At 65.0% G+C, this 22,576-nt stretch carries 25 protein-coding genes; 12 read left to right on the top strand and 13 right to left on the bottom strand.

All coding sequences use genetic code 11. The features are described 5' to 3' along the window. Nucleotides 1–57: 57 nt before the first annotated feature. The gene (locus tag BLQ85_RS11265; RefSeq protein WP_074577737.1) at nucleotides 58–900 is read right to left on the bottom strand and encodes an alpha/beta hydrolase; all 843 of its coding nucleotides are present in this window, start codon (nucleotides 898–900) and stop codon (nucleotides 58–60) included. Nucleotides 901–995: 95 nt separating this feature from the next. Beyond that, complete coding sequence (gene mutL / locus BLQ85_RS11260; protein WP_074576996.1) at nucleotides 996–2,915, bottom strand: DNA mismatch repair endonuclease MutL; 1,920 nt, start codon at nucleotides 2,913–2,915, stop codon at nucleotides 996–998. Between the two features lie 107 nt (nucleotides 2,916–3,022). Between mutL and BLQ85_RS11255 the strand changes: the two genes are divergently transcribed. From BLQ85_RS11255 to BLQ85_RS11235, 5 genes are read left to right on the top strand one after another with little or no spacing between them, the layout of a single operon-like run. After that, the gene (locus tag BLQ85_RS11255; RefSeq protein WP_074576993.1) at nucleotides 3,023–3,697 is read left to right on the top strand and encodes a hypothetical protein; all 675 of its coding nucleotides are present in this window, start codon (nucleotides 3,023–3,025) and stop codon (nucleotides 3,695–3,697) included. A gap of 41 nt (nucleotides 3,698–3,738) precedes the next feature. Continuing rightward, entirely contained in the window at nucleotides 3,739–4,383 is a 645-nt protein-coding gene (locus BLQ85_RS11250) for a VTT domain-containing protein (RefSeq protein ID WP_074576991.1), read from the top strand. 30 nt (nucleotides 4,384–4,413) lie between these two features. Further along, nucleotides 4,414–5,421, top strand: coding sequence for a PfkB family carbohydrate kinase (locus tag BLQ85_RS11245; protein WP_074576989.1), 1,008 nt, complete (start codon nucleotides 4,414–4,416; stop codon nucleotides 5,419–5,421). A 59-nt stretch (nucleotides 5,422–5,480) separates the two neighbouring features. Next, nucleotides 5,481–6,800, top strand: coding sequence for an aromatic ring-hydroxylating dioxygenase subunit alpha (locus tag BLQ85_RS11240; RefSeq protein WP_074576987.1), 1,320 nt, complete (start codon nucleotides 5,481–5,483; stop codon nucleotides 6,798–6,800). After that, on the top strand, nucleotides 6,797–7,288 hold the full coding sequence (locus BLQ85_RS11235; protein ID WP_083336829.1) for an aromatic-ring-hydroxylating dioxygenase subunit beta: 492 nt from the start codon (nucleotides 6,797–6,799) through the stop codon (nucleotides 7,286–7,288). Before BLQ85_RS11240 ends, BLQ85_RS11235 begins: the two co-directional genes overlap by 4 nt. A 47-nt stretch (nucleotides 7,289–7,335) precedes the next feature. Here the strand turns inward: BLQ85_RS11235 and BLQ85_RS11230 are convergent, their stop codons facing one another. The 3 genes from BLQ85_RS11230 to tsaE all read right to left on the bottom strand — a co-directional run bounded on the left by BLQ85_RS11230 (nucleotide 7,336) and on the right by tsaE (nucleotide 9,650). Then, on the bottom strand, nucleotides 7,336–7,548 hold the full coding sequence (locus BLQ85_RS11230) for a glycine zipper 2TM domain-containing protein (RefSeq protein ID WP_074576984.1): 213 nt from the start codon (nucleotides 7,546–7,548) through the stop codon (nucleotides 7,336–7,338). Between the two features lie 198 nt (nucleotides 7,549–7,746). Further along, complete coding sequence (locus BLQ85_RS11225) at nucleotides 7,747–9,135, bottom strand: N-acetylmuramoyl-L-alanine amidase (RefSeq protein WP_074576982.1); 1,389 nt, start codon at nucleotides 9,133–9,135, stop codon at nucleotides 7,747–7,749. Beyond that, nucleotides 9,132–9,650, bottom strand: coding sequence for a tRNA (adenosine(37)-N6)-threonylcarbamoyltransferase complex ATPase subunit type 1 TsaE (gene tsaE, locus BLQ85_RS11220; RefSeq protein WP_074576980.1), 519 nt, complete (start codon nucleotides 9,648–9,650; stop codon nucleotides 9,132–9,134). The genes BLQ85_RS11225 and tsaE overlap by 4 nt, the downstream gene beginning before the upstream one ends. A 15-nt stretch (nucleotides 9,651–9,665) precedes the next feature. Between tsaE and queG the strand changes: the two genes are divergently transcribed. Beyond that, nucleotides 9,666–10,718 carry a tRNA epoxyqueuosine(34) reductase QueG gene (queG, locus tag BLQ85_RS11215; RefSeq protein WP_175456115.1) on the top strand — a complete coding sequence of 351 codons (1,053 nt, stop codon included), beginning with the start codon at nucleotides 9,666–9,668 and terminating at the stop codon, nucleotides 10,716–10,718. A 45-nt stretch (nucleotides 10,719–10,763) separates the two neighbouring features. Next, a complete protein-coding gene (locus BLQ85_RS11210) occupies nucleotides 10,764–11,117 on the top strand; it encodes a hypothetical protein (protein ID WP_074576975.1) in 354 nt (117 codons plus the stop codon). A gap of 24 nt (nucleotides 11,118–11,141) precedes the next feature. Here BLQ85_RS11210 and BLQ85_RS11205 read toward each other — a convergent pair whose 3' ends face one another. The 3 genes from BLQ85_RS11205 to BLQ85_RS11195 form a co-directional block, all read right to left on the bottom strand. Continuing rightward, nucleotides 11,142–11,876 carry a J domain-containing protein gene (locus tag BLQ85_RS11205; RefSeq protein ID WP_074576973.1) on the bottom strand — a complete coding sequence of 245 codons (735 nt, stop codon included), beginning with the start codon at nucleotides 11,874–11,876 and terminating at the stop codon, nucleotides 11,142–11,144. A gap of 50 nt (nucleotides 11,877–11,926) precedes the next feature. Then, a complete protein-coding gene (locus BLQ85_RS11200) occupies nucleotides 11,927–12,397 on the bottom strand; it encodes a hypothetical protein (RefSeq protein WP_074576970.1) in 471 nt (156 codons plus the stop codon). A 175-nt stretch (nucleotides 12,398–12,572) separates the two neighbouring features. After that, nucleotides 12,573–13,478, bottom strand: a complete 906-nt coding sequence (locus BLQ85_RS11195) for an AEC family transporter (protein WP_074576968.1) — start codon at nucleotides 13,476–13,478, stop codon at nucleotides 12,573–12,575. Between the two features lie 113 nt (nucleotides 13,479–13,591). Here BLQ85_RS11195 and BLQ85_RS11190 point away from each other — a divergent pair, with 113 nt between their 5' ends. The 3 genes from BLQ85_RS11190 (at nucleotide 13,592) to BLQ85_RS11180 (ending at nucleotide 16,572) form a co-directional block, all read left to right on the top strand. Beyond that, the gene (locus BLQ85_RS11190) at nucleotides 13,592–14,572 is read left to right on the top strand and encodes a tripartite tricarboxylate transporter substrate binding protein BugE (RefSeq protein WP_074576965.1); all 981 of its coding nucleotides are present in this window, start codon (nucleotides 13,592–13,594) and stop codon (nucleotides 14,570–14,572) included. Between the two features lie 75 nt (nucleotides 14,573–14,647). Beyond that, the gene (gene xerD, locus BLQ85_RS11185; RefSeq protein WP_074576963.1) at nucleotides 14,648–15,550 is read left to right on the top strand and encodes a site-specific tyrosine recombinase XerD; all 903 of its coding nucleotides are present in this window, start codon (nucleotides 14,648–14,650) and stop codon (nucleotides 15,548–15,550) included. Nucleotides 15,551–15,585: 35 nt separating this feature from the next. After that, nucleotides 15,586–16,572, top strand: coding sequence for a Bug family tripartite tricarboxylate transporter substrate binding protein (locus BLQ85_RS11180; protein WP_074576961.1), 987 nt, complete (start codon nucleotides 15,586–15,588; stop codon nucleotides 16,570–16,572). Between the two features lie 80 nt (nucleotides 16,573–16,652). Here the strand turns inward: BLQ85_RS11180 and BLQ85_RS11175 are convergent, their stop codons facing one another. Continuing rightward, nucleotides 16,653–17,939: a class I SAM-dependent methyltransferase gene (locus BLQ85_RS11175; protein ID WP_175456104.1), complete on the bottom strand. Its 1,287-nt coding sequence runs from the start codon at nucleotides 17,937–17,939 to the stop codon at nucleotides 16,653–16,655. 101 nt (nucleotides 17,940–18,040) lie between these two features. Continuing rightward, the gene (locus BLQ85_RS11170; protein ID WP_074576959.1) at nucleotides 18,041–18,853 is read right to left on the bottom strand and encodes a ferritin-like domain-containing protein; all 813 of its coding nucleotides are present in this window, start codon (nucleotides 18,851–18,853) and stop codon (nucleotides 18,041–18,043) included. A gap of 107 nt (nucleotides 18,854–18,960) precedes the next feature. Here BLQ85_RS11170 and BLQ85_RS11165 point away from each other — a divergent pair, with 107 nt between their 5' ends. Both BLQ85_RS11165 and BLQ85_RS11160 read left to right on the top strand, forming a co-directional pair. Beyond that, nucleotides 18,961–19,485, top strand: coding sequence for a gamma carbonic anhydrase family protein (locus tag BLQ85_RS11165; RefSeq protein ID WP_007873223.1), 525 nt, complete (start codon nucleotides 18,961–18,963; stop codon nucleotides 19,483–19,485). A 49-nt stretch (nucleotides 19,486–19,534) separates the two neighbouring features. Continuing rightward, nucleotides 19,535–20,503, top strand: a complete 969-nt coding sequence (locus BLQ85_RS11160; RefSeq protein ID WP_074576957.1) for an Hsp33 family molecular chaperone HslO — start codon at nucleotides 19,535–19,537, stop codon at nucleotides 20,501–20,503. On the opposite strand, the gene BLQ85_RS11155 is transcribed toward BLQ85_RS11160, so the two are convergent. The 3 genes from BLQ85_RS11155 to eno are packed head-to-tail and all read right to left on the bottom strand — an operon-like array spanning nucleotide 20,497 to nucleotide 22,575. Further along, nucleotides 20,497–20,961 carry a hypothetical protein gene (locus BLQ85_RS11155; protein ID WP_139200951.1) on the bottom strand — a complete coding sequence of 155 codons (465 nt, stop codon included), beginning with the start codon at nucleotides 20,959–20,961 and terminating at the stop codon, nucleotides 20,497–20,499. The two genes, BLQ85_RS11160 and BLQ85_RS11155, sit on opposite strands and share 7 nt — an antisense overlap. A 39-nt stretch (nucleotides 20,962–21,000) precedes the next feature. Beyond that, nucleotides 21,001–21,276, bottom strand: a complete 276-nt coding sequence (locus tag BLQ85_RS11150) for a septum formation initiator family protein (RefSeq protein WP_074576952.1) — start codon at nucleotides 21,274–21,276, stop codon at nucleotides 21,001–21,003. Between the two features lie 15 nt (nucleotides 21,277–21,291). Continuing rightward, nucleotides 21,292–22,575 carry a phosphopyruvate hydratase gene (gene eno / locus BLQ85_RS11145; protein WP_007873230.1) on the bottom strand — a complete coding sequence of 428 codons (1,284 nt, stop codon included), beginning with the start codon at nucleotides 22,573–22,575 and terminating at the stop codon, nucleotides 21,292–21,294. Nucleotide 22,576: the final 1 nt, after the last annotated feature.

The following is a 22,576-nucleotide window of genomic DNA, read 5'->3' as shown; positions in this document are numbered from 1 at the left end:
TGACGAAAATTTTGGTGGCGGCCACGTGTCGCAGACCGCCGAGTTCTTCCCGCGGGCTTATTTCAGGTCGAACAACTGCGTCAGCGCTTGCCGGTACTGCGGCAGCCCGACCAGGTTGGCATTGTGGTGTGAACCGCCCGGCACAAGCACGAACTGCTTGGGTTGCGCAGCGGCGTCATAGAGCTTGCGCCCCAGGTCGGGCAGTATCAACCGGTCCTCGTCGCCATGCACCACCAGCAGCGGCGAGCCTATCTTGTCCACCTTGCGCACGGCCTCAAAGCGCTGGGTGATCAGCAGCGACACCGGCATCCAGCCCCACTGGGAGCTGCTCACCACGTCGGCAATCGAGGTGAAAGTGCTCTCGACGATGGTGCCGCGCTCGTCGCTGACTTCGGTCGCCAGGTTGATGGCGATGGGCCCGCCCAGCGAGTGGCCGAAGATGTAGCGCGGCCGGTCCGGGTATTTTTTCGCCAGCCAGTCCCAGGCGGCACGAGCGTCTTCATAGGCGGATTTTTCGGAAGGGAGCTCCTGCGTGCTTTTGCCGAAGCCGCGGTAGTCGATGGCCAGCACCGAAAAGCCGAGCTCCTGCATGCGGCGCATGCGCGGCGCGGAGCCGGTGACGTTGTAGCGCGCGCCGTGCAGGTAGAGCAGCACCGGCGCCTTTGCAGACTCGGGCCTGTCGCTGTCCAGCCAGAGGCCGTGCAGGCGGACCGGGTGGTCGCCGGCGGCGGTGTAGTCTATCCAGACATCGTCCATGCCCACCGCCGCGGCTGCACCGCCGCTCCAGGTACGGTCGCTGGGCTGGAAGATCCAGGCGCGCTGCTTTTCGTCGAGGGTGGCGCAGCCGGCCAGCAGGGCCAGCGCCGTGCCGAAGCTTGCGAAAAGATGCCAGCGTTTCATGGTCATGACTGAGTACACCGCGTCCCAAAAGTTCTGGACGCTGGTGTTTCCCCTAGATGTAACAGCCCGCGCGTGCAATCCTCACGTTCTTGGCGCTAACGCCCGCGCAAAAAGAGCGAGTCCAGTTCCTTGATGCTGACCTGGCGCCAGGTCGGCCGGCCGTGGTTGCATTGGTCGGAGCGCTCGGTGGCTTCCATCTGGCGCAGCAGGGCGTTCATCTCGTCCAGCGTGAGCTTGCGGTTGGCGCGCACAGCGCCGTGGCAGGCCATGGTCGACAGCAGCTCGTTCTGCGCGCGCTGGATCACGGTACTGGCGTCGTGCTGCGCCAGTTCGGCCAGCACGCTGCGCGCCAGCTCCACCGCGTCGCCCTGCGCCAGGCTGGTGGGCACGGCGCGCACCGCCAGGGTCTTGGGCGAAAAAGGCGTGATCTCCAGGCCCAGCGTTGCCAGGGTCTGGGCGCAGGCCTCGGCCGTGGCGACTTCCTGCGGGCTGGCGGCAAAGGTGGCGGGGATCAAGAGCGGCTGGCTGGCCAGGCTGGCGCCTTCGCCGCCGTCCATCTGGGTTTTCAGGCGCTCGTAAACAATGCGCTCGTGGGCCGCATGCATGTCCACGATGACCAGGCCCTGGGTGTTTTCGGCCAGCACGTAAATGCCCTGCAACTGGGCAATCGCGCGGCCCAGCGGCCAGTCGCCGGGAGGCAGAGGGGTGGCATCCGCGGGGGGGGCCGCGCCGTTGATGGGTGCGGGCGCCGGGGCATACGAAGAAGCTGGCGCCAAACCGCCGTTTGCCTGCATGCGGCCTTCACCGGGCTGCACCTGCACCGGCCACATGGCCTCAAAATCGGAAACCCGGCTACCGCCGTTGCCGGCGAAATTCATGGCGGGTTGCGCCCATCCCTGGCGTGAAAAAGCCTGCTGCCCTGCGGAAACCTCCGCGGGCACCACTGTGGCCGCGGCGAGGGCCGCATCGGCGGTGGCGGAGGAGCGCGGAATCGCCAGCGCGTTTTCGGTCGCATGGCGCACCGCCTGGTGCACCTCGCGGCTGTCGCGAAAGCGCACCTCTATCTTGGTCGGGTGCACGTTCACGTCCACGCGGCTCGGGTCTATCTCGACATACAGCGCATAGACCGGCTGGCGGTGGCCGTGCAGCACATCCTCATAGGCGCTGCGCGCCGCGTGCGTCAGCACCTTGTCGCGCACATAGCGGCCGTTGACATAGGCGAACTGCTGGTCGGCGCGCGAGCGGGCGGCATCGGGAATGCCGGCCACGCCCCAGACACGCACGGCGGGCCGGCCGTCATGGCGCAGGGCCGAACTTTCGTAATTCACAGTGACCGACTGCTCGACGAACTCGCTGCCCAGCACATCGGCCAGGCGCTGCTCGTGGGCCTTGTCGCCGCTGGCGGCGCGCCACTGCTCCACGAGTTTTCCTTCGTGCCAGATGGCAAAGCCGACGTCGGGCCGCACCAGCGCGTGGCGGCGCACGGCTTCTATGCAGTGGGCCAGTTCGGTGGCGTCGGTTTTGAGGAATTTGCGGCGTGCCGGCGTGGCGTAAAACAGCTCGCGCACTTCCACGCTGGTGCCGCGGCTGCGCGCGGCGGGCTTGAGTTCACCGGTGCGGCCGTCCAGCTGCCAGGCGTGCTCGCTGTCGGCTGTGCGGGACAGCAGGCTCATGTCGGCGATGGAATTGATGGCGGCCAGCGCCTCGCCGCGAAAGCCCATGGTGCCCACGGCTTCGAGGTCCTGCAGCGAGGCGATCTTGCTGGTCGCGTGGCGCCTCAGGGCCACCGGCAGTTCCTCGCGCGGAATACCCAAGCCGTCGTCCTCGACCAGGATCAGCCGCACGCCGCCGGCCAGCAGGCGCACCGTGACCTGGGTGGCGCCCGCGTCCAGCGCGTTGTCCACCAGCTCGCGCACCACCGAGGCCGGCCGCTCCACGACTTCGCCGGCGGCAATCTGGCTGATCAGTTCATCGGGCAGTTCGCGAATGGGGCGGCGGGTGGTGGCAAGGCTCATGCAGGGATTTTAGGGTGTCACCCATTTTTCAGCCGGAAGCCGGACGCAAGCCCTGCGGGCCGCGCGGCCTGTAATATTCTGTTTCCGATTTCTCCATGCTAAAAATCATGCCCTTCAAAATCCCCAGTTTTGCGGTCCTCGCAACCCTGCTGCTGGCGGGACCAGCCGCCATGGCTCAAGCCGCGGGCGCTCCCGTATGCGTGCACGACGAAAGCGTCAAAGAGCGCTTTTTGCCTGTGGAACTGCTGACCGGCAACCCAATGACCGAGACGCGCGAACTGGTTTTTGCGCCGGTGGATCGGGTCTACCCCTTTGTGGATGAACTGCCCGACGGTTCGCTGGGCAAGGGTGAAGCCGCGCTCAAGGGCCCGATGTCCTGGGAAGGCCAGGGCGGCACGGTGTACGAGGTTTACGAACGCAAGGTGCCCAGGGCGCATGAGCGTTTTGCGTTGACGCCGGACCGCACGGCCATAGGCCGCGTCTACGACCAGCGCTTCGGCAATGCGACCAACGAGGGGAAGTTCCCGGTGGGCATGTGGTCGCAGGGCCAGGTGCGGCGCTATAACACGACTTATTTTTCATCGCGCGGCACGCGCAATGAAACCTCGTCCGTCGAGATCGAAAAGCTCTCATGCACCTATGAAGGCATACCCGGAGCCGTGCAGTACGGCTGGAAAACCACCGGAACCCTGGCTTACGGCTATGGCGGCCTGAGTTACGGCTATATCTACGCGCCCGGCAAGGGCCTGGTGCATGTGATGACGCGAACCGGCGGCCGCTGAGCCGCCAAAGCCGGGCCGGCGCACCTGTCAGAATCGGGGGCATGGAACTAGCCGCCTTTCTCATCGATTTCATTCTTCACGTCGACAAGCACCTGGAAGCCTTCGTCACCAGCTACGGTGCCTGGGTTTACGCCTTGTTGTTCATCATTATTTTTGTGGAAACCGGCGTGGTCGTCATGCCTTTCCTGCCGGGCGACTCGCTGCTCTTTGTGGTGGGCGCCATGTGCGGCGTGGGCCTGATGAGCTTTCCGCTCGCGGTGGGGCTGCTTTTTGTTGCGGCCGTGCTGGGCGACCAGTGCAATTACTCCATAGGGCGGTTCCTGGGGCCCAAAGTCTTCCAGTGGGAAAACTCGCGCTGGTTCAACAAAAAAGCGTTTGACCAGGCCCACGCGTTTTATGAGCGCTATGGCGGCATCACCATCATCGCCGCGCGTTTCATGCCTTTTCTGCGCACCTTCGCACCTTTTGTGGCCGGGGTGTCGGAGATGACGCGCAGCAAATTCACGCTGTTCAACCTCGTGGGCGGCGCCCTGTGGGTGGGCGGCATCGTCACAGTGGGCTATTTTTTCGGCAACATTCCTTTCGTCAAAACCCATCTCGACAAGATCATCTGGGCCTTGATCCTGGTGCCCGGCCTGATCGTTATTTTTGGCGCCTGGAAATCCAGGCGCAAGGCCGGCGCCTGAAGCGCCTTTGCGGCCGGCAGGAAGACCTGAATGAGCATCACTCCCCCGGACCTTGCCGCGGTGCAGGTGGCGACCGCCGGCGAGGCGCTGATTGACCTGATTGCCCAATCGGACGGACGTTATGAAGCCTGCCCGGGCGGCGCGGTCTTCAATTTGTCGCGCGCATTGGCGCTGCAGGGCGTCAATACCCTGTACCTCAACCCTTTGTCGCGCGATCGTTTTGGCCGCCAGCTGGCCGCCACGCTGGCCGGTGATGGTGTGCGGCTGGCTTGCCCGCAACCCGTGCCACAAAGCACCTCGCTGGCCGTGGTGGGGCTGGATGACACCGGCCATCCCGATTACGCTTTTTACCGGCAGGATGTGGCGGACCGCGCGGTCATAGCGGACAGCCTGATCCAGTCATGCCATCGCGTTCCCGCGCTGCAGATGGTGTGCACCGGCGCTTTGGCCCTTGCACCCGAGGATGCCGGCCGCTACCTGCCATGGATGCGTGCCCAGCACCAGGCCGGCAGCGTGGTGGTGGTGGATGCCAACCTGCGGCCGTCGGCCATGCCGGACCTGCAGGCCTACAGGCGCAACGTGCACGCCGCGCTGCAGCACGCCGATGTGGTCAAGGTCAGCGATGAAGACCTGGAAAACCTGCAGGTGCCCGGCGCGGATGCCGTTGCCCGGGCGCGGCATCTGCTGGACGTGAGCGGTGCGGCCTTGCTGGTTCTGACCCTGGGGTCGCAGGGGGCTTGCCTGTTGGCGCGCGACGGTCGGCAGTGGCGCGCCCGCGAATCCAGGCCATTGGCGGTGGTGGATACCGTGGGCGCGGGCGACTGTTTTCTTGCCGGTTTCATGGCTGCCTTGCTCGCACGGAAAACCGGTGCGGGCGGCGCCCGTGCCCTGCTGACGCTACCCGACGACGCTGGGCACAGCTTGTTGGCCCATGCCGTGGCCAGCGCCAGCTTGTGTGTCATGCGGCGCGGCTGCGTGCCTCCGACCGGGCCGCAGGTGCGGGCCAGGGTTGAGCAGGCCAGCTGCCTGTTTGACTAACAGCTCGGGCCGATGCCACACATAAAAAAATCAGGGAAAAACGACCCGAAGACACACAGATGAACGCACCTCAAACCCCGTCACGCTGGGGCGAGCCCGGCTCCAGCCGCGTCCCTTTCTGGGCCTACACCGACGCCCAGCTTTACCAGCGCGAGCTGGAGAAGGTTTTTTACGGCGCGCACTGGTGCTACGTGGGGCTTGAGGCCGAGATTCCCAACGTCGGCGACTACAGGCTCAGCCACGTGGGCGAGCGCCAGGTGCTGATGGTGCGCGACCGCATCGCGCCCAAGGACCGCGCCACCGACCATGGCATACGTGTGGTGGAAAACCGCTGTGCCCACCGCGGCGTGCGTTTTTGCCAGAACCCCCAGGGCAATGCGCGCAGCTTTGTCTGCCCCTACCACCAGTGGACCTACAAGCTCAACGGCGACCTCGCGGGCCTGCCTTTCAAGGACGGCGTGAAGGAGGGCGACTGCGTCAACGGCGGCATGCCGGAAGGTTTTGACCTCAAGGATCACGGCCTCACCAAGCTGCGCGTGGCGCTGCTGCACGGCCTGGTGTTCGCCACTTTCAGCGAAGACACCGAGCCGCTCGAGGACTACCTGGGCCCGCAGCTCATGCCCTGGCTGGACCGCATCTTCAAGGGCCCCGAGGGCGCGCGCAAGCTGACCCTGCTGGGTTACAACCGCCAGCGCATTCCGGGCAACTGGAAGCTGATGATGGAGAACATCAAGGACCCTTACCACCCCGGCCTGCTGCACACCTGGTTCGTGACCTTCGGCCTGTGGCGCGCCGACCAGAAAAGCCGCATGGTGATGGACGCCGAGGGCCGCCATGCGGTGATGATTTCGCGCCGCAACGAAGGCGGGCAGAACGCGGCCGTGACCGAGGGCGTGAGCTCCTTCAAGGCGAACATGGCGCTGCACGACGACCGCCTGCTGGACGTGGTACCCGAGCCCTGGTGGAAGGTCGCCGACCCGTCCAACCCGGGCAGCGACATCACGCCCACCGTCACCATGATCACGCTGTTTCCCAGCCTGATCATTCAGCAGCAGGTCAATTCGCTGAGCACCCGCCATATCGTGCCGCGCGGCCAGGGCGAATTCGATTTCATCTGGACGCATTTCGGCTTTGCCGACGACACGCCCGAGATGACGCAGCGCCGCCTGCGCCAGGCCAACTTGTTCGGCCCCGCGGGTTTTGTCAGCGCCGACGACGGCGAGGTGATCGAGTTCAGCCAGGCGGGCTTTACCCAGGCCGGCGAGGGCGCCACGCTGTGCGAACTGGGCGGCACGGGCACCGAGATGACCGAGCACATGGTCACCGAAACCCTGATCCGCAGCATGTATGCCTACTGGAAGAAAGTCATGGAGCTATGACGGCGATCGAACAAATGCAGCGCCTGCTGCTGCAAATGCAGGTGGACCGGCTTAACGCGGACTACGCGGCGGCACTCGATGAAAAGCGCTTTGAGGAATGGCCGGAATTTTTCGTGGAAGACGGCCGCTACAAGGTGCAGGCCCGCGAGAACTTCGACCGCGGCCTGCCGCTGGCGTTGATGGCGCTGGAAAGCCGCGGCATGATGAAGGACCGGGTGTACGGCGTCACGCAGACGATTTACCACGGGCCGTATTACACGCGCCACGTCGTGAGCCCGGCGCGCATCCTCTCGCAGGAGGGTGGCACCATCCGGGCCGAGGCCAACTATGCGGTGTTCCGCACCAAGCCGGGCGGCGTGAGCGAGGTCTACAACGTGGGCCGTTATATCGACGAGCTCACGCAAAAAGACGGCTCGCTGAAATTCAGGAGCCGTCTTTGTGTGTACGACAGCGAGATGATTCTCAACTCGCTGATCTACCCGGTATGAGTACGTCTGGGGCTTAAACCAGGCGCTTGAACTGGGCGGGTGCGGGGTCAGCGTTTTTTGCCGACCTCGTTACCGATCAGCGCACCTGCGGCCGCGCCGCCCACGGTGCCCAGGGTGCTGCCGAAGACGGCATTGCCCACCAGGCCGCCGGCCACGGCGCCAACGCCGGTGCCTATCTGCGCATTGGTCGGGCTGGTGCTGCAGCCTCCCAGGGCTATCAGTGCCGCCACCGCGACCGGGATCATCAGTTTCGTATTCATGTTGTGTGCCTTTGCTAGGAGTTCCAGGCTCTTGCTTCTTGCCGCGGGCTTCAGCGTGTGAAAGAGCCCCGGCCTTGCCTGTGGCTTCAATGTAGGAGGGCCGCTACCACAAGGCTGTAGGAGAAGGTCGCCGCGAGCTGTCGGCTCGCTGCGGCCTTTTGTATTCAGTTTTGGCGCATAGACGCGCCAAGGGGATGGTTAGACGGCGCGGTTGCGCGCCAGCGGTGGATTGCGCGCGAAGTAGCGGGTGATGCCGCGCATCAGGGCATCGGCCAGTTGGACCTGGTAGTCGTCGCTGCGTAGTCTGGCTTCCTCGTCGGGGTTGCTGATGAAGGCGGTCTCCACCAGCACGCTGGGAATGTCGGGCGCTTTCAGGACGGCGAAGCCGGCTTGTTCGACTTTGGGCTTGTGCAGCTTGCCGACGTTGCCGATCTCACCCAGCATGGCGCTGCCGAGCTTGAGGCTGTCGTTGATCTGCGCCGTGGTGCTCATGTCCAGCAGGGCTTTTTGCACCTGTGCGTCCTTGGCCTTGACATTGATGCCGCCCACCAGGTCGGCGGAATTTTCCTTGTCGGCGATCCAGCGCGCCGCGCTGCTGGAGGCGCCTTTCTCGCTGAGCGCGAAGACGCTGGCGCCCTGCGGCCGCGCCGTGAAAAAGGCGTCGGCATGGATGCTGATAAAAAGGTCGGCCTGCACGCGCCGGGCTTTTTGCACGCGCACATGCAGCGGCACGAAGAAGTCGGCGTCGCGCGTGAGGTAGGCGCGCATATTGGGCTGCTGGTTGATGCGGTCGCGCAGGCGGTGCGCGATCTGCAGCACCACGTCTTTTTCGCGCGTGCCGCCGGGGCCGACGGCGCCCGGGTCTTCGCCGCCGTGGCCCGGGTCCAGCGCCACGATGACGAGGCGGTCGGTCTTGCCGTTCTTCACGGTGGCGGCCGCCTCTGGTGCGGGTTTGGCGACGCCCGGGCTTGCCGCCGGACCGGGGGATTTGTCCTTGTCTTTTTCCGCGACGGCCGCCGGCGGTGCAGGCTTGTTGTCAGCCTGCTTGCCCGATTGCCGCGCGATCAGGTCGGCGATAGGGTCGCTGGCCGGTGGCGGCGCGGTACCAGCTTGCCTGTCTGCGAGCTTCTCGGCGATCAGGGCTTCGAGCGGGTCGGCGACCTGCGTCGGATACAGGTCGAACACCAGCCGGTACTGGTAGGCGGCCACGGGCGGCAGGGTGAACACCTGCGGCTGTATGGGTTGCTTGAGGTCTATCACCAGCCGCACCACGCCGGGTGCGTTTTGCCCCACGCGTATACCGGAGATATTTGGGTCGTCGGACTTGACTTTGGCCACCAGCTCGCGCAGCGCCGGAATCAGGTCTATGCCCTCGATGTCCACCGCCAGCCGGGGCGGTTCGGCGACAAAAAACTGCCGGGCCTTGATTTCACCGTCCGACTCGATGGTGAGCCGCGTGTAGTCCTTGGACGGCCAGACGCGCACGGCCACGATGGTGGCGCCGCGCGCGATGTGCTGCACACCCAGCAACAGCACCACGCTGCCCAGTTGCAGGGCGCTGCGGCGGCTCAGCGCGGGGCGCTTCATGCGAGCAGTTCCGCGCCGGTGGGCGTGTGGGCCGTCAGGGTGACGGCGCGGGTGTCGTCCGGCAGCACCTCCAGGCGCAGCAGCAGGTCGGGTTGCGGCAGGTGCGGGCCGGCCTTCTCGGGCCATTCGACGAGCTTGAGGCCGGTGGCCGCGAAGATGTCGCGAAAGCCGGCTTCTTCCCACTCGCGCGGGTCGTTGAAGCGGTAGAAATCGAAATGCCAGATGTTCATGCCGCCATTTTGGCCTGCATCCGGTCCAGCTGTGGCCAATGTGTAAGGCTCGACCACCGCATAGGTGGGGCTCTTGATGCGGCCCTGCACGCCCAGGCTCTTGAGCAGGTGGCGCACAAAGGTGGTCTTGCCGGCCCCCAGGTCGCCCTGCAGTTCAATCAGCGCGCGGCCTATGGCGGGGTGTTTTGCCAGGGCTCGCGCGAAGTCGGCCGTGGCCTCCTCGTCCGGCCAGCTAATGTTTTTTACAATCGGCGGGTGTCCGCCAGCAACGCTTTGAACAGTCATCAGTTCGTTTCTCAAATTCAGGCTTGGGCGCGCGAGCTTGGATTTTCGCAAATCGGCATCGCCGGCGTCGATCTCTCCTCGGCTGAACCCGGATTATCGGCCTGGCTGGCCGCCGGCTTTCACGGCGAGATGCATTACATGGCCGCGCACGGGCTCAAGCGCGCCCGGCCGGCCGAGCTGGTCCCGGGCACGGTGAGCGTCATCACGGCGCGCATGAACTACCTGCCTGCCGCCAGCGCCGCCGCGCCCGGCGAGTGGCAGGCCCTGGAATTCAGTCGCCTGGAGCGTCCCGCCGAGGGCGTCGTGTCGGTCTACGCGCGCGGTCGCGACTACCACAAGATCATGCGCGGCCGCCTGCAAAAACTCAGCGAACGCATCTCGGAGCACGTCGAACAGCTGGGCCACCGCGCCTTCACCGATTCGGCGCCCGTGCTCGAGGCCGAACTCGCGGCCCGCAGCGGCCAGGGCTGGCGCGGCAAGCACACGCTGCTGCTCAACCGCGAAGCCGGCTCCATGTTCTTCCTGGGCGAGATCTACGTCGACATCGCGCTGCCGCCCAGCGAGCCGGTGACGCCGCACTGCGGCAGCTGCCAGGCCTGCATCGATGTCTGCCCCACGCGGGCCATCGTCGCGCCGCACAAGCTCGACGCCAGGCGTTGCATTTCCTACCTGACGATCGAACACGCAGGCCCGATATCGCTGGAACTGCGCGCGCTGATCGGCAACCGCATTTACGGCTGCGACGACTGCCAGCTGATCTGCCCCTGGAACAAATTCGCCCAGCGCAGCGCCTTGCCCGATTTCGACGAACGGCGCGGCCTGACGGGACAGCAACTGGTGACGCTGTTCGGCTGGAGTGAAGAGGCATTTTTGCGTTTCACCGAAGGCAGCCCGATACGGCGCATAGGCCATGAGCGCTGGCTGCGCAATATCGCGGTGGCCATGGGCAATGCGCTGCGTGTGCTTGATGCGGCGGCCGCGCTGCCGCTGCGCGAGGCGCTGCGCGCGCGCGCCGCCGACTGCAGCGAGCTGGTTCGCGAACACATTGAATGGGCCCTGGCCCAATGAGCAAAGACATTCGTTAATATGCCCCGTGCATGAAAGGACACCCCCATGGATCCCACGATTTCAGGTGCGCTGGCTTCGCTGTTCGGCGCGGTCGTCGGCGGCGGCATTACTTTTTTCCTGAACCGCCAGCTGCACAAACACCAGCTGGCGCTGGCGCGCGAGCAGCACAAGACCGAGTTCATGGCCGAGGAGACGGCCCGCCACTTCCTGAGCCACAAGGGCTATACCGACCGCTCCTTTGAAACCCTGCAAATGCACCTGGGCGGGTTTGACGAGGACGAGCTGCGCAAGATCCTGGTGCGGGCGGGGGCGGTACGGGTTTATCGCGAGGATGGGTCGGAGTGGTGGCGCTTGATGAGCCGGATGGGTGAGTTCATCGAGAAGAAGAACGCTTCCTGAGGCCTTCGATCCCGGAAAAACACCTCAGCAGTCGGGGCGCCGGTAGTTCTGGTAGCACAGTTCGCGGATACGGGCTTTGTCCCTGGCAAGGCGCTGTTCTGCCGCCCTGGCCTCGCTTTGTTCGCGTGCTCGGGCCTCATAGTCCTTGCGCTGGGCTTCCCGCTGATCGATGCTGTCCCGCTGTATTTCCCGGTAGCTGCGCTGTGCTTCCGAATAACGTGCGTTGTTGATCGCCCGCTCGCTTTCCTGGCGGAACTGCCGCTCCTGCTGCTCCGCGCGCCTGGCGAGCTGCTGCCGGTTGGCTTCTTCGGCGGCCAGCCGATCCGCTTCTTTCTTTTCCTCTTCGGCCGCTTTGGCTTTCAGTTGAAGTTCCAGCTCGGCCTGCGCTTTTCGCGCGGCTTCCCGCTTGTAGCTGATGTAGTAGCCCGTTGCGAACACCACAAGGACCAGCGCCAGCAGGATTGGCAGGGCACGCACGGGCCATGGAACTTCCGGCTTCGCGCTGGGCACTCTGGCCGTACGCGCAGCCGGCACCGCGTTTGCCTGCGCACTGCTCAGCTTGCGGTCGTGCGCGGCCCGGGACTCCTCGTCACGCAGGATCTGGTGCGCGGTTTTGACCTCAAGGAATTTATCAACGGCTTTCGGGTCTTCCGCAAGCTTGGCGGGGGAGTAAAAACTCTTGGCTTTTTCAAAAGCCGCTTCGATGTCTTCCCGGCTGGCATTTCCCGGCACTCCCAGAACTAGATAGGCGGACTTCATGGGCTTCCTGTTGATTTGGTGTTGTTTCCCCTGCGGCAGGGGGGCTGGATTCAATAGCGGCGCGATGCGCGGTCGGCGGCGAGCCGTGCGTTGCTTTCGGGGTAGCTGGGATATACGGGGTATGCGGACGGGGCGCGGGTCCTGGTGGAGACCTGTTTGTTGTCCATGCACTCCGTCTCGATGGCGGCCCGGATTTCCACGGGGCTGCCTTTTTTGGCAAAAACCGCGGACGCCAAATCCTTTTCCTTGATTTTTTCCAGCCTTGCGATGGGTTTGGCATCAATGCCGGCGTGCAGGCTTTCCAGGGCTTCCTGGCGGGTCCGCGCCTGGATGAAGGGCAGGGCGCGCACGCCCCTGTCGGCGCACTGCGCGTCGGCCGTGGCATTGACCTGTTCCTTGCTGAATGAACCGGCCAGGGAGGAGTATTTTTTCTGGACTTCCGTGTCGCAGGGCTTGTCCTGGAAAGTCGCGCCGCATTTGTACAGGTTCTGGCCGCTGGCGCCCGCAGAGGTCGTGACCATGACCCTCAAGGCTGCGATTGAGCTTCGAATTCCCATCCCTGGTTCCCCTGTCATCGCCTGGCCCTGCGAGCTACAAATTATTACATCAGTATACCCAGCGCCGCGGCGGCAGGCAGGGCCTGGCTGGCGCAACCCCAGGGGGGAGAAAGGCAAACGGGAGCGGGAAACGAATACCTTAGCGCAACACAGCCAATGCAAAGGGCAAGCTCACCACTCCCAGCATGGTCGACAAGGTCACCAAGCCCGCCACATAGCCCCCGTTGTAGCCCATGCGCGCGGCCAGCACATAAGCGCTGGAGGCCGTCGGCAGCGCGGAGAAGGCCAGCAGTATGGTGGTCTGCACCGGCGACAGGCTGAAGGCCTTGGCCAGGCCCAGGGCCACGATGGGCAGCAACAGATGGCGTATCGACAGCACTGCCACCGTCAATGTCCTGGATTGGGCCAGGTGCGCGAACTGCATGCCGGCGCCGGCAGACATCAGGCCCAGGGCCAGGGAGGCGGCACCTATGCGGTTGACGGTGGGCTCCAGCCAGAAGGGGATGTTGAAGCCCAGCAGGTTGGCAAGCAAGCCCGTGGCCGTTGCAACGATCAGCGGGTTGCGCACCAGTTCGCCCATGAAGCCGCGCTGGGCATGCTTTGCCATGGGCCATACCGCGGCGACGTTGAAGAGCGGCACGCAGACGCCGATCAGCACCGCGATCAACTGCAGGCCCTGGGCGCCTGCCAGGCGGTCGGCCAATGCCAGGGCTATGAAGGAGTTGAAGCGAAAGGCCACCTGCGCGCTGGCTGCGTGCTCGCGCGCATCGATGTGGCGGCGCAGCCAGGGCAGGTGCGGCAGGCTGTAGGCCATGGCGATGCCGGCCACGCCCATCAGCAGGCCGGCGCCTATCAGGCTGGAGGCGGCGCCCAGGTCCAGCGGGCTTTTCACGATGGAGTGAAACAGCAGCACCGGAAACAGGAAGTAATAAACCAGGCTCTCCACCTTCTCCCAGACCGTGCGGTTGAGGGCGGTGTAGCGGCACACCAGGTAGCCGCAGACGATGAGGGAAAAGTCGGGGAAAAGAAGCTGGGCGTAGTTCACCGGCCCAAGAATAACCGCAATCCCTTCGGGTTTGCCCTTATGCGTAATCCACAACTGGCGGGATTGGTTCTTGCGATTACCATTTCAGCAGTTTTTACCCTAAGGACCTGAACATGCAACGTCGTTATCTCTTTGCCTACTCCGTGCTGTCCGCGCTTGCGCTGGGCGCGGCTGCGGGCCCCGCATTGGCGCAGGGTTATCCCAACAAGGTGGTCAAGCTGCAAGTGCCTTTCGCGCCCGGCGGCACCACCGACATCGTCGCCCGCGTGATCGCCGAGCCGCTGGGCAAGGCCCTGGGCCAGAGCGTTATCGTCGAGAACAAGGCCGGCGGCGGCGGCGTGGTCGGTGCGCTGGAAATCGCCCGATCCGTTCCGGACGGCTATACGCTGGGCGTGGCCACCGTGTCCACCACCGCGGCCAACCCGGCCATCAACCCCAAGATCCCGTACAACACGCTGACGGACTTCACGCCCATCATCAACATCGCGGCCACACCCAACATCATCGCGGTGCACCCGAGCTTTCCGGCCCGCAACTATAAGGAGTTCCTGGCCGAGCTCAAGAAGAACCCCGGCAAGTACTCCTATTCGTCCTCGGGCACGGGCGGCATAGGCCACCTGCAGATGGAGCTGTTCAAAAGCATGTCGGGTACTTTTGTGACCCACATCCCCTACCGCGGCGCGGGCCCGGCCCTCAACGACACGGTGGCCGGCCAGGTCCCCATGATTTTTGACAACATTCCTTCCGCGCTGCCCTTTATCCAGCAAAAGCGCCTGATCCCCATCGTGGTGGCCGCGCCGCAGCGCCTGGCCGTACTGCCTGACGTGCCGACCTTCAAGGAAGTCGGCCTGGAGCCGGTGAACCGCATGGCCTATTACGGCATCCTGGGCCCCAAGGGGCTGCCCAAGGAAGTCGTCGACAAAGTCAGTGCCGGCGTGAAGAAGTCGCTGGAAGACCCGGCAGTGCGCAAGCGCATCGAAGACACGGGCTCGCTGATCATCGCCAACACGCCCGAGCAGTTCACGGCCCAGATCAAGGCCGAGTTCGAGGTCTACAAAAAAGTGGTGGACGGCGCCAAGCTCAAGCTTGACTAAGCCGCTGGGTTCAATCCCCGGCTAAGCCGCCGCGCGAGAAATTGCGCCGCGGCTTTTTTTGTTATGGTTGCCCCCATGCAAGCACAAAGCCAGTCCAGCATAGACGCGTTCATCGATGCGCTGTGGCTGGAGGACGGCCTCTCGAAAAACACGCTGGCGGCCTACCGCCGGGACCTGTCCTTGTTCGCCGGCTGGCTGGGCGCAAAAGAGCAGGGCGCGCGCGCGCTGGACGCCACGGCCGAGAGCGACCTCAACCGCTATTTTTCCGCCCGGCACGCCGCGACCAAGGCGACTTCGGCGAACCGGCGCCTCACGGTGTTCAAGCGCTACTTCCGCTGGGCGATGCGTGAGCGCCTGATAGACGCGGACCCGACGCTCAAGCTGCAGTCGGCCAAACAGGCGCTGCGGGTTCCCAAGACGCTGAGCGAGGCCCAGGTCGAAGCGCTGCTGGCCGCGCCGGATGAAAACACGCCGCTGGGGCTGCGTGATCGCGCCATGCTGGAGCTGCTGTATGCCAGCGGCCTGCGCGTGAGCGAGCTGGTGGGCCTCAAGACTTTTCACCTGAGCCTCAACGAGGGCGTGCTGCGCGTCATGGGCAAGGGCAGCAAGGAGCGCCTGGTACCCTTCGGCCAGGTGGCGCGGGAATGGATCGTCAACTACCTGGCCGAGTCGCGGCCGGCCATCCTGGGCGGGCAGCAGACCGATGACCTGTTTGTCACCGGCCACGGCAAGGGCATGAGCCGTGTGATGTTCTGGATGCTGGTGAAGAAATACGCGCGCATCGCCGGTATCCATTCGCCGCTGTCGCCCCATACCCTGCGCCACGCCTTCGCCACCCATTTGCTGAACCACGGCGCCGACCTGCGCGCGGTGCAGATGCTGCTGGGCCATGCCGATATCTCCACCACCACGATTTACACCCATGTCGCGCGCGAGCGGCTCAAGGCGCTCCATGCGCAGCATCATCCCCGGGGCTAGAAAATTTTTCCCGCACCTCATCTTTGGAACGCTTTATGCCAGGACTGATTCGACGGCGCCGCGCGGCGGCGCTGCTCATGCTTTTATCGCCGCTTGGGGCCGCCCTGGCCCAGCCGGCCCAGGCCTGGCCGGCGCGCCCGCTGCGCATTGTGGTGGCCTACCCGCCGGGCGGCATCAGCGATGCGGTGGCGCGCGCTCTGGCCGACAAGTTGTCGACCCAGCTCGGCACGCCGGTGGTGGTGGAAAACCGCGCCGGCGCGGGCGGCAGCATAGGCATGGATGCGGTGGCCAAGGCCGCGCCCGACGGCTACACCCTCGGGTTTTCGTCCATCAGCCCGCTGGCCCTGAACCCGCACCTGGGCAAGCAGGCCTATGACCCGGCCCGCGACATCGCCCCGGTTGCCAGCGTGATGTATTCGCCCGTGGTGCTGTTGGCCACGCCGGTCTTTGCGGGCAAGGATTTCAAGGACATGCTGGTGGCGGCCAGGGCAAAACCGGGCAGCCTGCGCTGGTCGACCTCGGGGCTGGCCACGGTGGGCCATCTGGTGCTCGAGCAGGTCAGCCACGGGGCCAGGGTGGAATTCACCCATGTTCCCTACAAGGGCGGCGGCCAGCAGCTCACCGACGCGCTGGGAGGGCAGGTGGAACTGGTTTCGACCAACCTCAGCGGCACCGTGATGCAGCACATCCAGTCGGGCAAGCTGCGGCCGATTGCGGTGGGTGCGCCGGCGCGCGTCGATGCCTTGCCGCAGGTACCGACCTTTGCCGAACTGGGCCTGGCCTCCGCCAACCTGAGCTCGCTGTTTGGGGTGTTCGCCCCGGCGAAGACACCGGCGGAACTGCTGCAGCGGCTCAACACCGAGATCAACCTGGCTTTACGCACGCCCGAGCTGCGCAAAAAGCTGCTCGATGCCGACAATGTCCCAACTGGCGGCAGCGCGGCGGACTTTGCCCGCCAGATCGCCGCCGAGTCGGCCGGCAATGCACGCATCATCAAAGCCGCGAACATCAAGGCCGAGTGATGACGGATGTATTTCACCAGTGGGGGCCGAGGGTCCGGCTTTGCCGGCCCCAGGCGCCGCCCCCTTGAGGGGGGAACAGGCTACACGGAGTGAGCCTGGACGGGGGTGTACATGTAAGTCCGATTGAAGGGGTAGCCGGACTGCGCGCCGGCCAGGGTGGTGTTGTGCACCTCGCCGGATGGCTTGGCGGCCAGCATCTGATGCAGCGAAATCCAGCCCTGCTCGAAGCTCATGGCGCTGCCGGCCAGGTAGAGGCGGTAAGCCCTCAGGGTTTTTTCGGCGCGCTCGGTGCCGCCGTCCTGGGCCAGCACCTGGCGTGCTTCGTCCAGCCTGGCTTCCAGCCCGTCGGACCAGTTCCAGAGTGTGCGCGCGTAGTGCGGGCGCAGGTTTTCGGTGTCCACCATTTCCAGGCCGGCGCGCGACATGTGCTCCAGCACGGCACTGATGTGCATCAGCTCGCCACCCGGGAAGATGTATTTTTCGATGAAGTCGCCCATGCCGGCGCCGAGCTGCCGGTTTTCCAGGCCGCCGGCCGTGATGCCGTGGTTCATGACCAGGCCGCCGGGGGCCAGCAGGCGCATGATTTTCTGGAAGTAGCCCGTCATCTTGGCCTGGCCCACGTGCTCGAACATCCCGACCGAGGAGATCTTGTCGAAAGGCTGGTTTTCGGGCAGGTCGCGGTAGTCGCGCAGCTCCATGCGTACGCGCCCGCCCAGGCCTTTTTCTTCGATCAGTCGCTGCACATGCGCATGCTGGTTTTTCGACAAGGTGATGCCGGTGGCGTCGACGCCGTAGTGCTCGGCAGCCCACATCAGCAGGCCGCCCCAGCCGGCGCCGATGTCCAGGAAGCGCTCGCCGGGCTTGAGCATGAGCTTGCGGCAGATGTGGTCCAGCTTGGCTTCCTGCGCCTGGGCCAGGCTCATGGAGGCATCGCGGTAATAGGCGCAGGAATACACGCGGCGCGGATCCAGCCAGAGTGCATAGAAAGCGTCTGACACGTCGTAGTGGAACTGGATCTGCGCCGCATCCCGGGCATGGGTATGGGCCGTGAGGGACTTGGCATGATGCAGCAGGCTGGACCACCAGCCGGTGTCGCTTTGCACCGGGTTGCCGGGCAGCAGCTTGGTGACCGCGCGCATCACGTCGCGCATGGCGCCCTCAAGCTGGAGCTTGCCTTCGACATAGTCTTCGGCCAGGGCGCCGATCTGGCCGGCCTTGAGGCGGGCAATGCTGGACCAATGGGAAAACGCGAGCTTGACGGGTGCGTTGGCCGAGCCCAGGCGCTGGCCCTGGGGCAACTGAAGGGCCACGTCCGCGGGCAAGCGCGGCATTTGCGATGGAATATCTGGAACCAGGTGCCGGATCATGCGCAAACTCCTTTGCAAGAGAGTTTCGCAGTCTAGCGCCGTTCGAAAATCCTTGCCGCCGTCCTTGTGTAGGAATTCGCCGCGTTTTGAAGACCTTATTCTTAACCCAGCATAGCCAGCTCAGCCTCGTCAAATCCCGCTCGGCGGCGGGCGTCGAGATTCAACGGGCCCTTAAGGCGGGGCGCCTCGTACTGGCGGGCCAGCAGGGCATAGGTCGCGACCGGCTCCAGCCCGCGCTGGGCGCACAGCTGGCGGTACCAGTGGTTGCCGATGGCGACATGGCCGATTTCGTCGCGCAGGATCACGTTCAGGATGTCCACGGCCCGCAGCGCGCCGGGCGTGCCGACCTTGCGCAGCTTGGCCTGCATAGGCGGGGTGGCATCCAGGCCCCGGGCTTCCAGGGTGCGTGGCACCAGGGCCATGCGCGCCAGCAGGTCGCCCTCGGTCTTGCGAGTCATGTCCCAGAGGCCGGTGTGGGCCGGAAAGTCGCCATAGTCATAGCCCATGGCCTGCAAGTGGGCGCGCAGCAGGCTGAAGTGCTGGGCCTCCTCGGCGGCCACCTTGAGCCAGTCAAGGTAGTAGGCGCGCGGCATGCCGGAAAAGCGCCAGACCGCGTCCAGGGCCAGGTTGATGGCGTTGAATTCGATGTGCGTCACGGCGTGGAGCAGGGCGGCCAGGCCTTCGCGCGTGAAGGGCGAGCGTTTGGGCACGTCCAGGTGGGAGCGCAGCTCGGGGCGCTGCGGGCAGCCGGGCAGGCCGGCCGGGGCCTGGAGTTCGGCGTCGGCCGCAAGCGCCAGCGTGCCCGATTGCGCCATGGCCTGCCGCGCCACCAGTACTTTTTGCGCGGGATCACTTTCCAGCAGCGCCCGCAGCGCCAGCTGGCGCAGTTCCGCGGGAGGAGACTCGCTTGTCATGGGGGGATTGTCGGCGATACGGCAGTGGCTCCTTACAATCGGGGGTATCGGGGCCGGCTGGGTGCTGGCCTTCTTTTTTTGACCCTGACCCCCAAAGTACAAGACCCATGGCCCTCTACCAACTGGACAACCTCGCCCCCGCCGTTCATGAATCCGCCTGGGTGGCCGACAACGCCCAGGTGATGGGCAATGTGAAACTGGCCGAGGACAGCAGCGTCTGGTTTGGGGTGGTGATACGGGGCGACACCGAGACCATTTCCGTGGGCCGCGGCTCCAACATCCAGGACAACAGCGTGCTGCATGCCGACATGGGCCTGCCTCTCACCATAGGCGAAAACGTCACGGTCGGCCACCAGGTCATGCTGCACGGCTGCACCATAGGTGACGGCTCGCTGATAGGCATCCAGGCGGTGGTGCTCAACGGCGCCAAAATCGGCAAGAACTGCCTGGTCGGCGCCGGGTCGCTGGTTACCGAAGGCAAGGAATTCCCCGACGGCTCCATGATCCTCGGAAGCCCGGCCAAAGCTGTCAGGCAGCTGTCCCCGGAGCAGATAGAGGGTTTAAAAATGAGCGCGAAGCACTATGTAGACAATGCCCGGCGCTATAAGACCGGGCTCAAGAAGGTAGGCTGAGGCCGGCCTTCTTTTTTTATTGGCCCGCCACTTCTACCTTTTTCCCGCTATGTCTGAACTCCATAAATTCATCTTTGACGGTTTGCCCGTGCGCGGCATGCTGGTGCGCCTGACTGGCTCCTGGCAGGAAATCCTCAAGCGCCGGGAGGCAGCCGGCGGCTATCCGGCCGAGGTCACCAACCTGCTGGGGGAAATGACGGCGGCCGGCGCCCTGATGCAGAGCAACATCAAGTTCAACGGCTCGCTGATCCTGCAAATATTCGGCGATGGGCCGGTCAAGCTGGCCGTGGCCGAAGTGCAGCCCGACCTGAGCCTGCGCGCCACCGCCACGGTGACGGGCACGGTGGATCCGGGCAGTTCGCTGAGCCAGTTGGTCAATGTGAACAACCAGGGGCGCTGCGCGATCACCCTGGACCCGAAAGACAAGCTGCCCGGGCAGCAGGCCTACCAGGGCGTGGTGCCGCTGTACGGCGACCAGCGCGAGAAGATCGAAAACCTCGCCGAGGTGCTGGAGCACTACATGCTGCAGAGCGAGCAACTGGACACCAAGCTGATCCTGGCGGCCGACGGTGATGTGGCCGCGGGCCTGCTGATCCAGCGCCTGCCGGTCAAAGGCCAGGGCAACCTCGAAGGCCAGATAGACCGCGACGCCAACGAAGACCAGATAGGCGTCAACGAGGACTACAAGCGCATCGCGATGCTGGCCGGCACGCTCAAGCGCGAAGAGCTGCTGGGCCTGGATGCCGACACCATTTTGCGCCGGCTGTTCTGGGAAGAGCAGGTCACGCGTTTTGAACCGGTGACGCCCAGCTTTGCCTGCAGCTGTTCGCGCGAGCGCGTGGGCGGCATGCTGCGCAGCCTGGGTGCTGACGAAATCGAGAGCATTATTTCCGAGCGCGGCAAGGTGGCGGTCGACTGCGAGTTTTGCGGCGCGCAGTATGAATTCGACCCGGTGGATGCGGCGCAGCTCTTTACCAGCCAGACCAACCAGCAGCCGCCGACCTCAACGGTTCAATAAGCGGCGCGCTGCGCCAGCAGGTCGCTCAGCAGGCGGTGTTCGCAGGCCGGGTCGCTGCATTTGTCGCAGACCCACACCCAGGCCTTGCTTTTGCCGGCCGGCGCCTGTTGCCGCAGTGGCGACCCCGGCAGCAGGCGTTCAACGGCGGCGAGCGCCTGCTCCAGGCGCTGCGGGGCGCTTCCATAGAGCACGCAATAAGCCGTGCCGGCGGCGGCCAGGGCCGACCGTATGGACTGGTCGGCCGCCTGCCGGGCCGCTTCGGCCGACTCCAGCCCGCACAGCAGCGTCAGGCCATAGCCGGTATGGCTGGTATGGCCGGCTGCACTGCCTGAAGACGCGGGCGGATCTGTCACGGCCACCTGCGCGTCCCGGCCCGCGTCCTTGAGGGCGCGCTCCAAGGAGGAGGCCAGATGGTGTTTTCCGGTTGACAGGGCGCCGGTGATGGCGATTTTCAGCACGGTCAATCCGTCAAGCGCACCGGCAGGCCTGCCCCAAGCCTACTTGGTGACCTGCACGAAGATTTCATTGGGCTTGACCATGCCCAGTTCGCTGCGGGCCTTTTCCTCGACCATTTCCAGGCCCTCCTTCAAGTCCCTGACTTCCGCCGTGAGCTGGTCGTTGGCGGCCTGGGCCTGGGCGTTCTTGGCTTGCTGCTCGGTCAGCCGGTGCTGCATCTCGCGCACGCTGGGAACGCTGCCCCGGCCCACCCAGAGTTGCGCATGGAAGATGACCAGCAGCGCAATCAGGACGGCAGGGACGAGTCGGTTTCCCACGTGCGGCGCGTGCGTTTAACGCAGGTTGTAGAAGGCCGCGCGGCCGGGGTAGGACGCGACGTCACCGAGGTCTTCCTCGATGCGCAGCAGCTGGTTGTACTTGGCCATGCGGTCCGAGCGCGAGAGCGAGCCGGTCTTGATCTGGCCGGCGTTGGTGCCCACGGCGATGTCGGCGATGGTCGAGTCCTCGGTTTCGCCGGAGCGGTGCGAGATCACGGCGGTGTAGCCGGCGCGCTTGGCCATCTCGATGGCGGCGAAGGTCTCGGTCAGGGTGCCGATCTGGTTGATCTTGATCAGGATGGAATTGGCAATGTGCTTGTCGATGCCTTCCTTGAGGATCTTGGTGTTGGTGACGAACAGGTCGTCGCCGACCAACTGCACTTTTTTGCCGAGCTTCTCGGTGAGGATCTTCCAGCCGTCCCAGTCGCCTTCGGCCATGCCGTCCTCGATGCTGATGATGGGGTATTTGTCGACCCAGGTCGCCAGGATGTTGGTCCACTCTTCGGCCGAGAGGCTCAGGCCTTCGCCGGACAGCACGTACTTGCCGTCCTTGTAGAACTCGGAAGCCGCGCAGTCCAGGCCCAGGGCGATCTGCTCGCCGGCCACATAACCGGCCGCGGAAATGGCTTCCAGGATCATCTGGATGGCCGCCTCGTGGCTGGGCACGTTGGGGGCGAAGCCGCCCTCGTCGCCGACGGCCACGCTCATGCCCTTGTCATGCAGGATTTTCTTGAGCGCGTGGAAGACTTCCGCGCCGTAGCGCACGGCTTCACGAAAGCTCGGTGCGCCCACGGGGATGATCATCAGTTCCTGCAGGTCCAGGTTGTTGTTGGCGTGCGCGCCGCCGTTGACCACGTTCATCATGGGCACGGGCATCTGCATGGCGCCGCTGCCGCCGAAATAGCGGTACAGGGGCAGGCCGGCCTCTTCGGCGGCGGCGCGGGCGACGGCCATGCTGACGGCCAGCGTGGCGTTGGCGCCCAGGCGCGATTTGTTGTCGGTGCCGTCCAGGTCGATCAGCGTGCGGTCCAGGAAGGCCTGTTCGCTGGCGTCCAGGCCCAGCACGGCTTCGGAGATTTCGGTGTTGATGTGCTCGACCGCCTTGAGCACGCCCTTGCCGAGGTAGCGAGACTTGTCGCCGTCGCGCAGCTCAATCGCCTCGCGCGAACCGGTGGAGGCACCGGAGGGAACGGCCGCGCGGCCCATGACGCCGGACTCCAGCAGCACGTCGCATTCAACGGTAGGGTTGCCACGGCTGTCGAGAATTTCACGGCCGACGATATCAACAATTGCGCTCATT

The sequence above is a fragment of the Polaromonas sp. JS666 genome (assembly GCF_900103405.1).
GTDB lineage: Bacteria > Pseudomonadota > Gammaproteobacteria > Burkholderiales > Burkholderiaceae_C > Polaromonas.
Note: the sequence above shows the minus strand (reverse complement) of the source record. Positions and strands in the feature narration are given on the sequence as shown.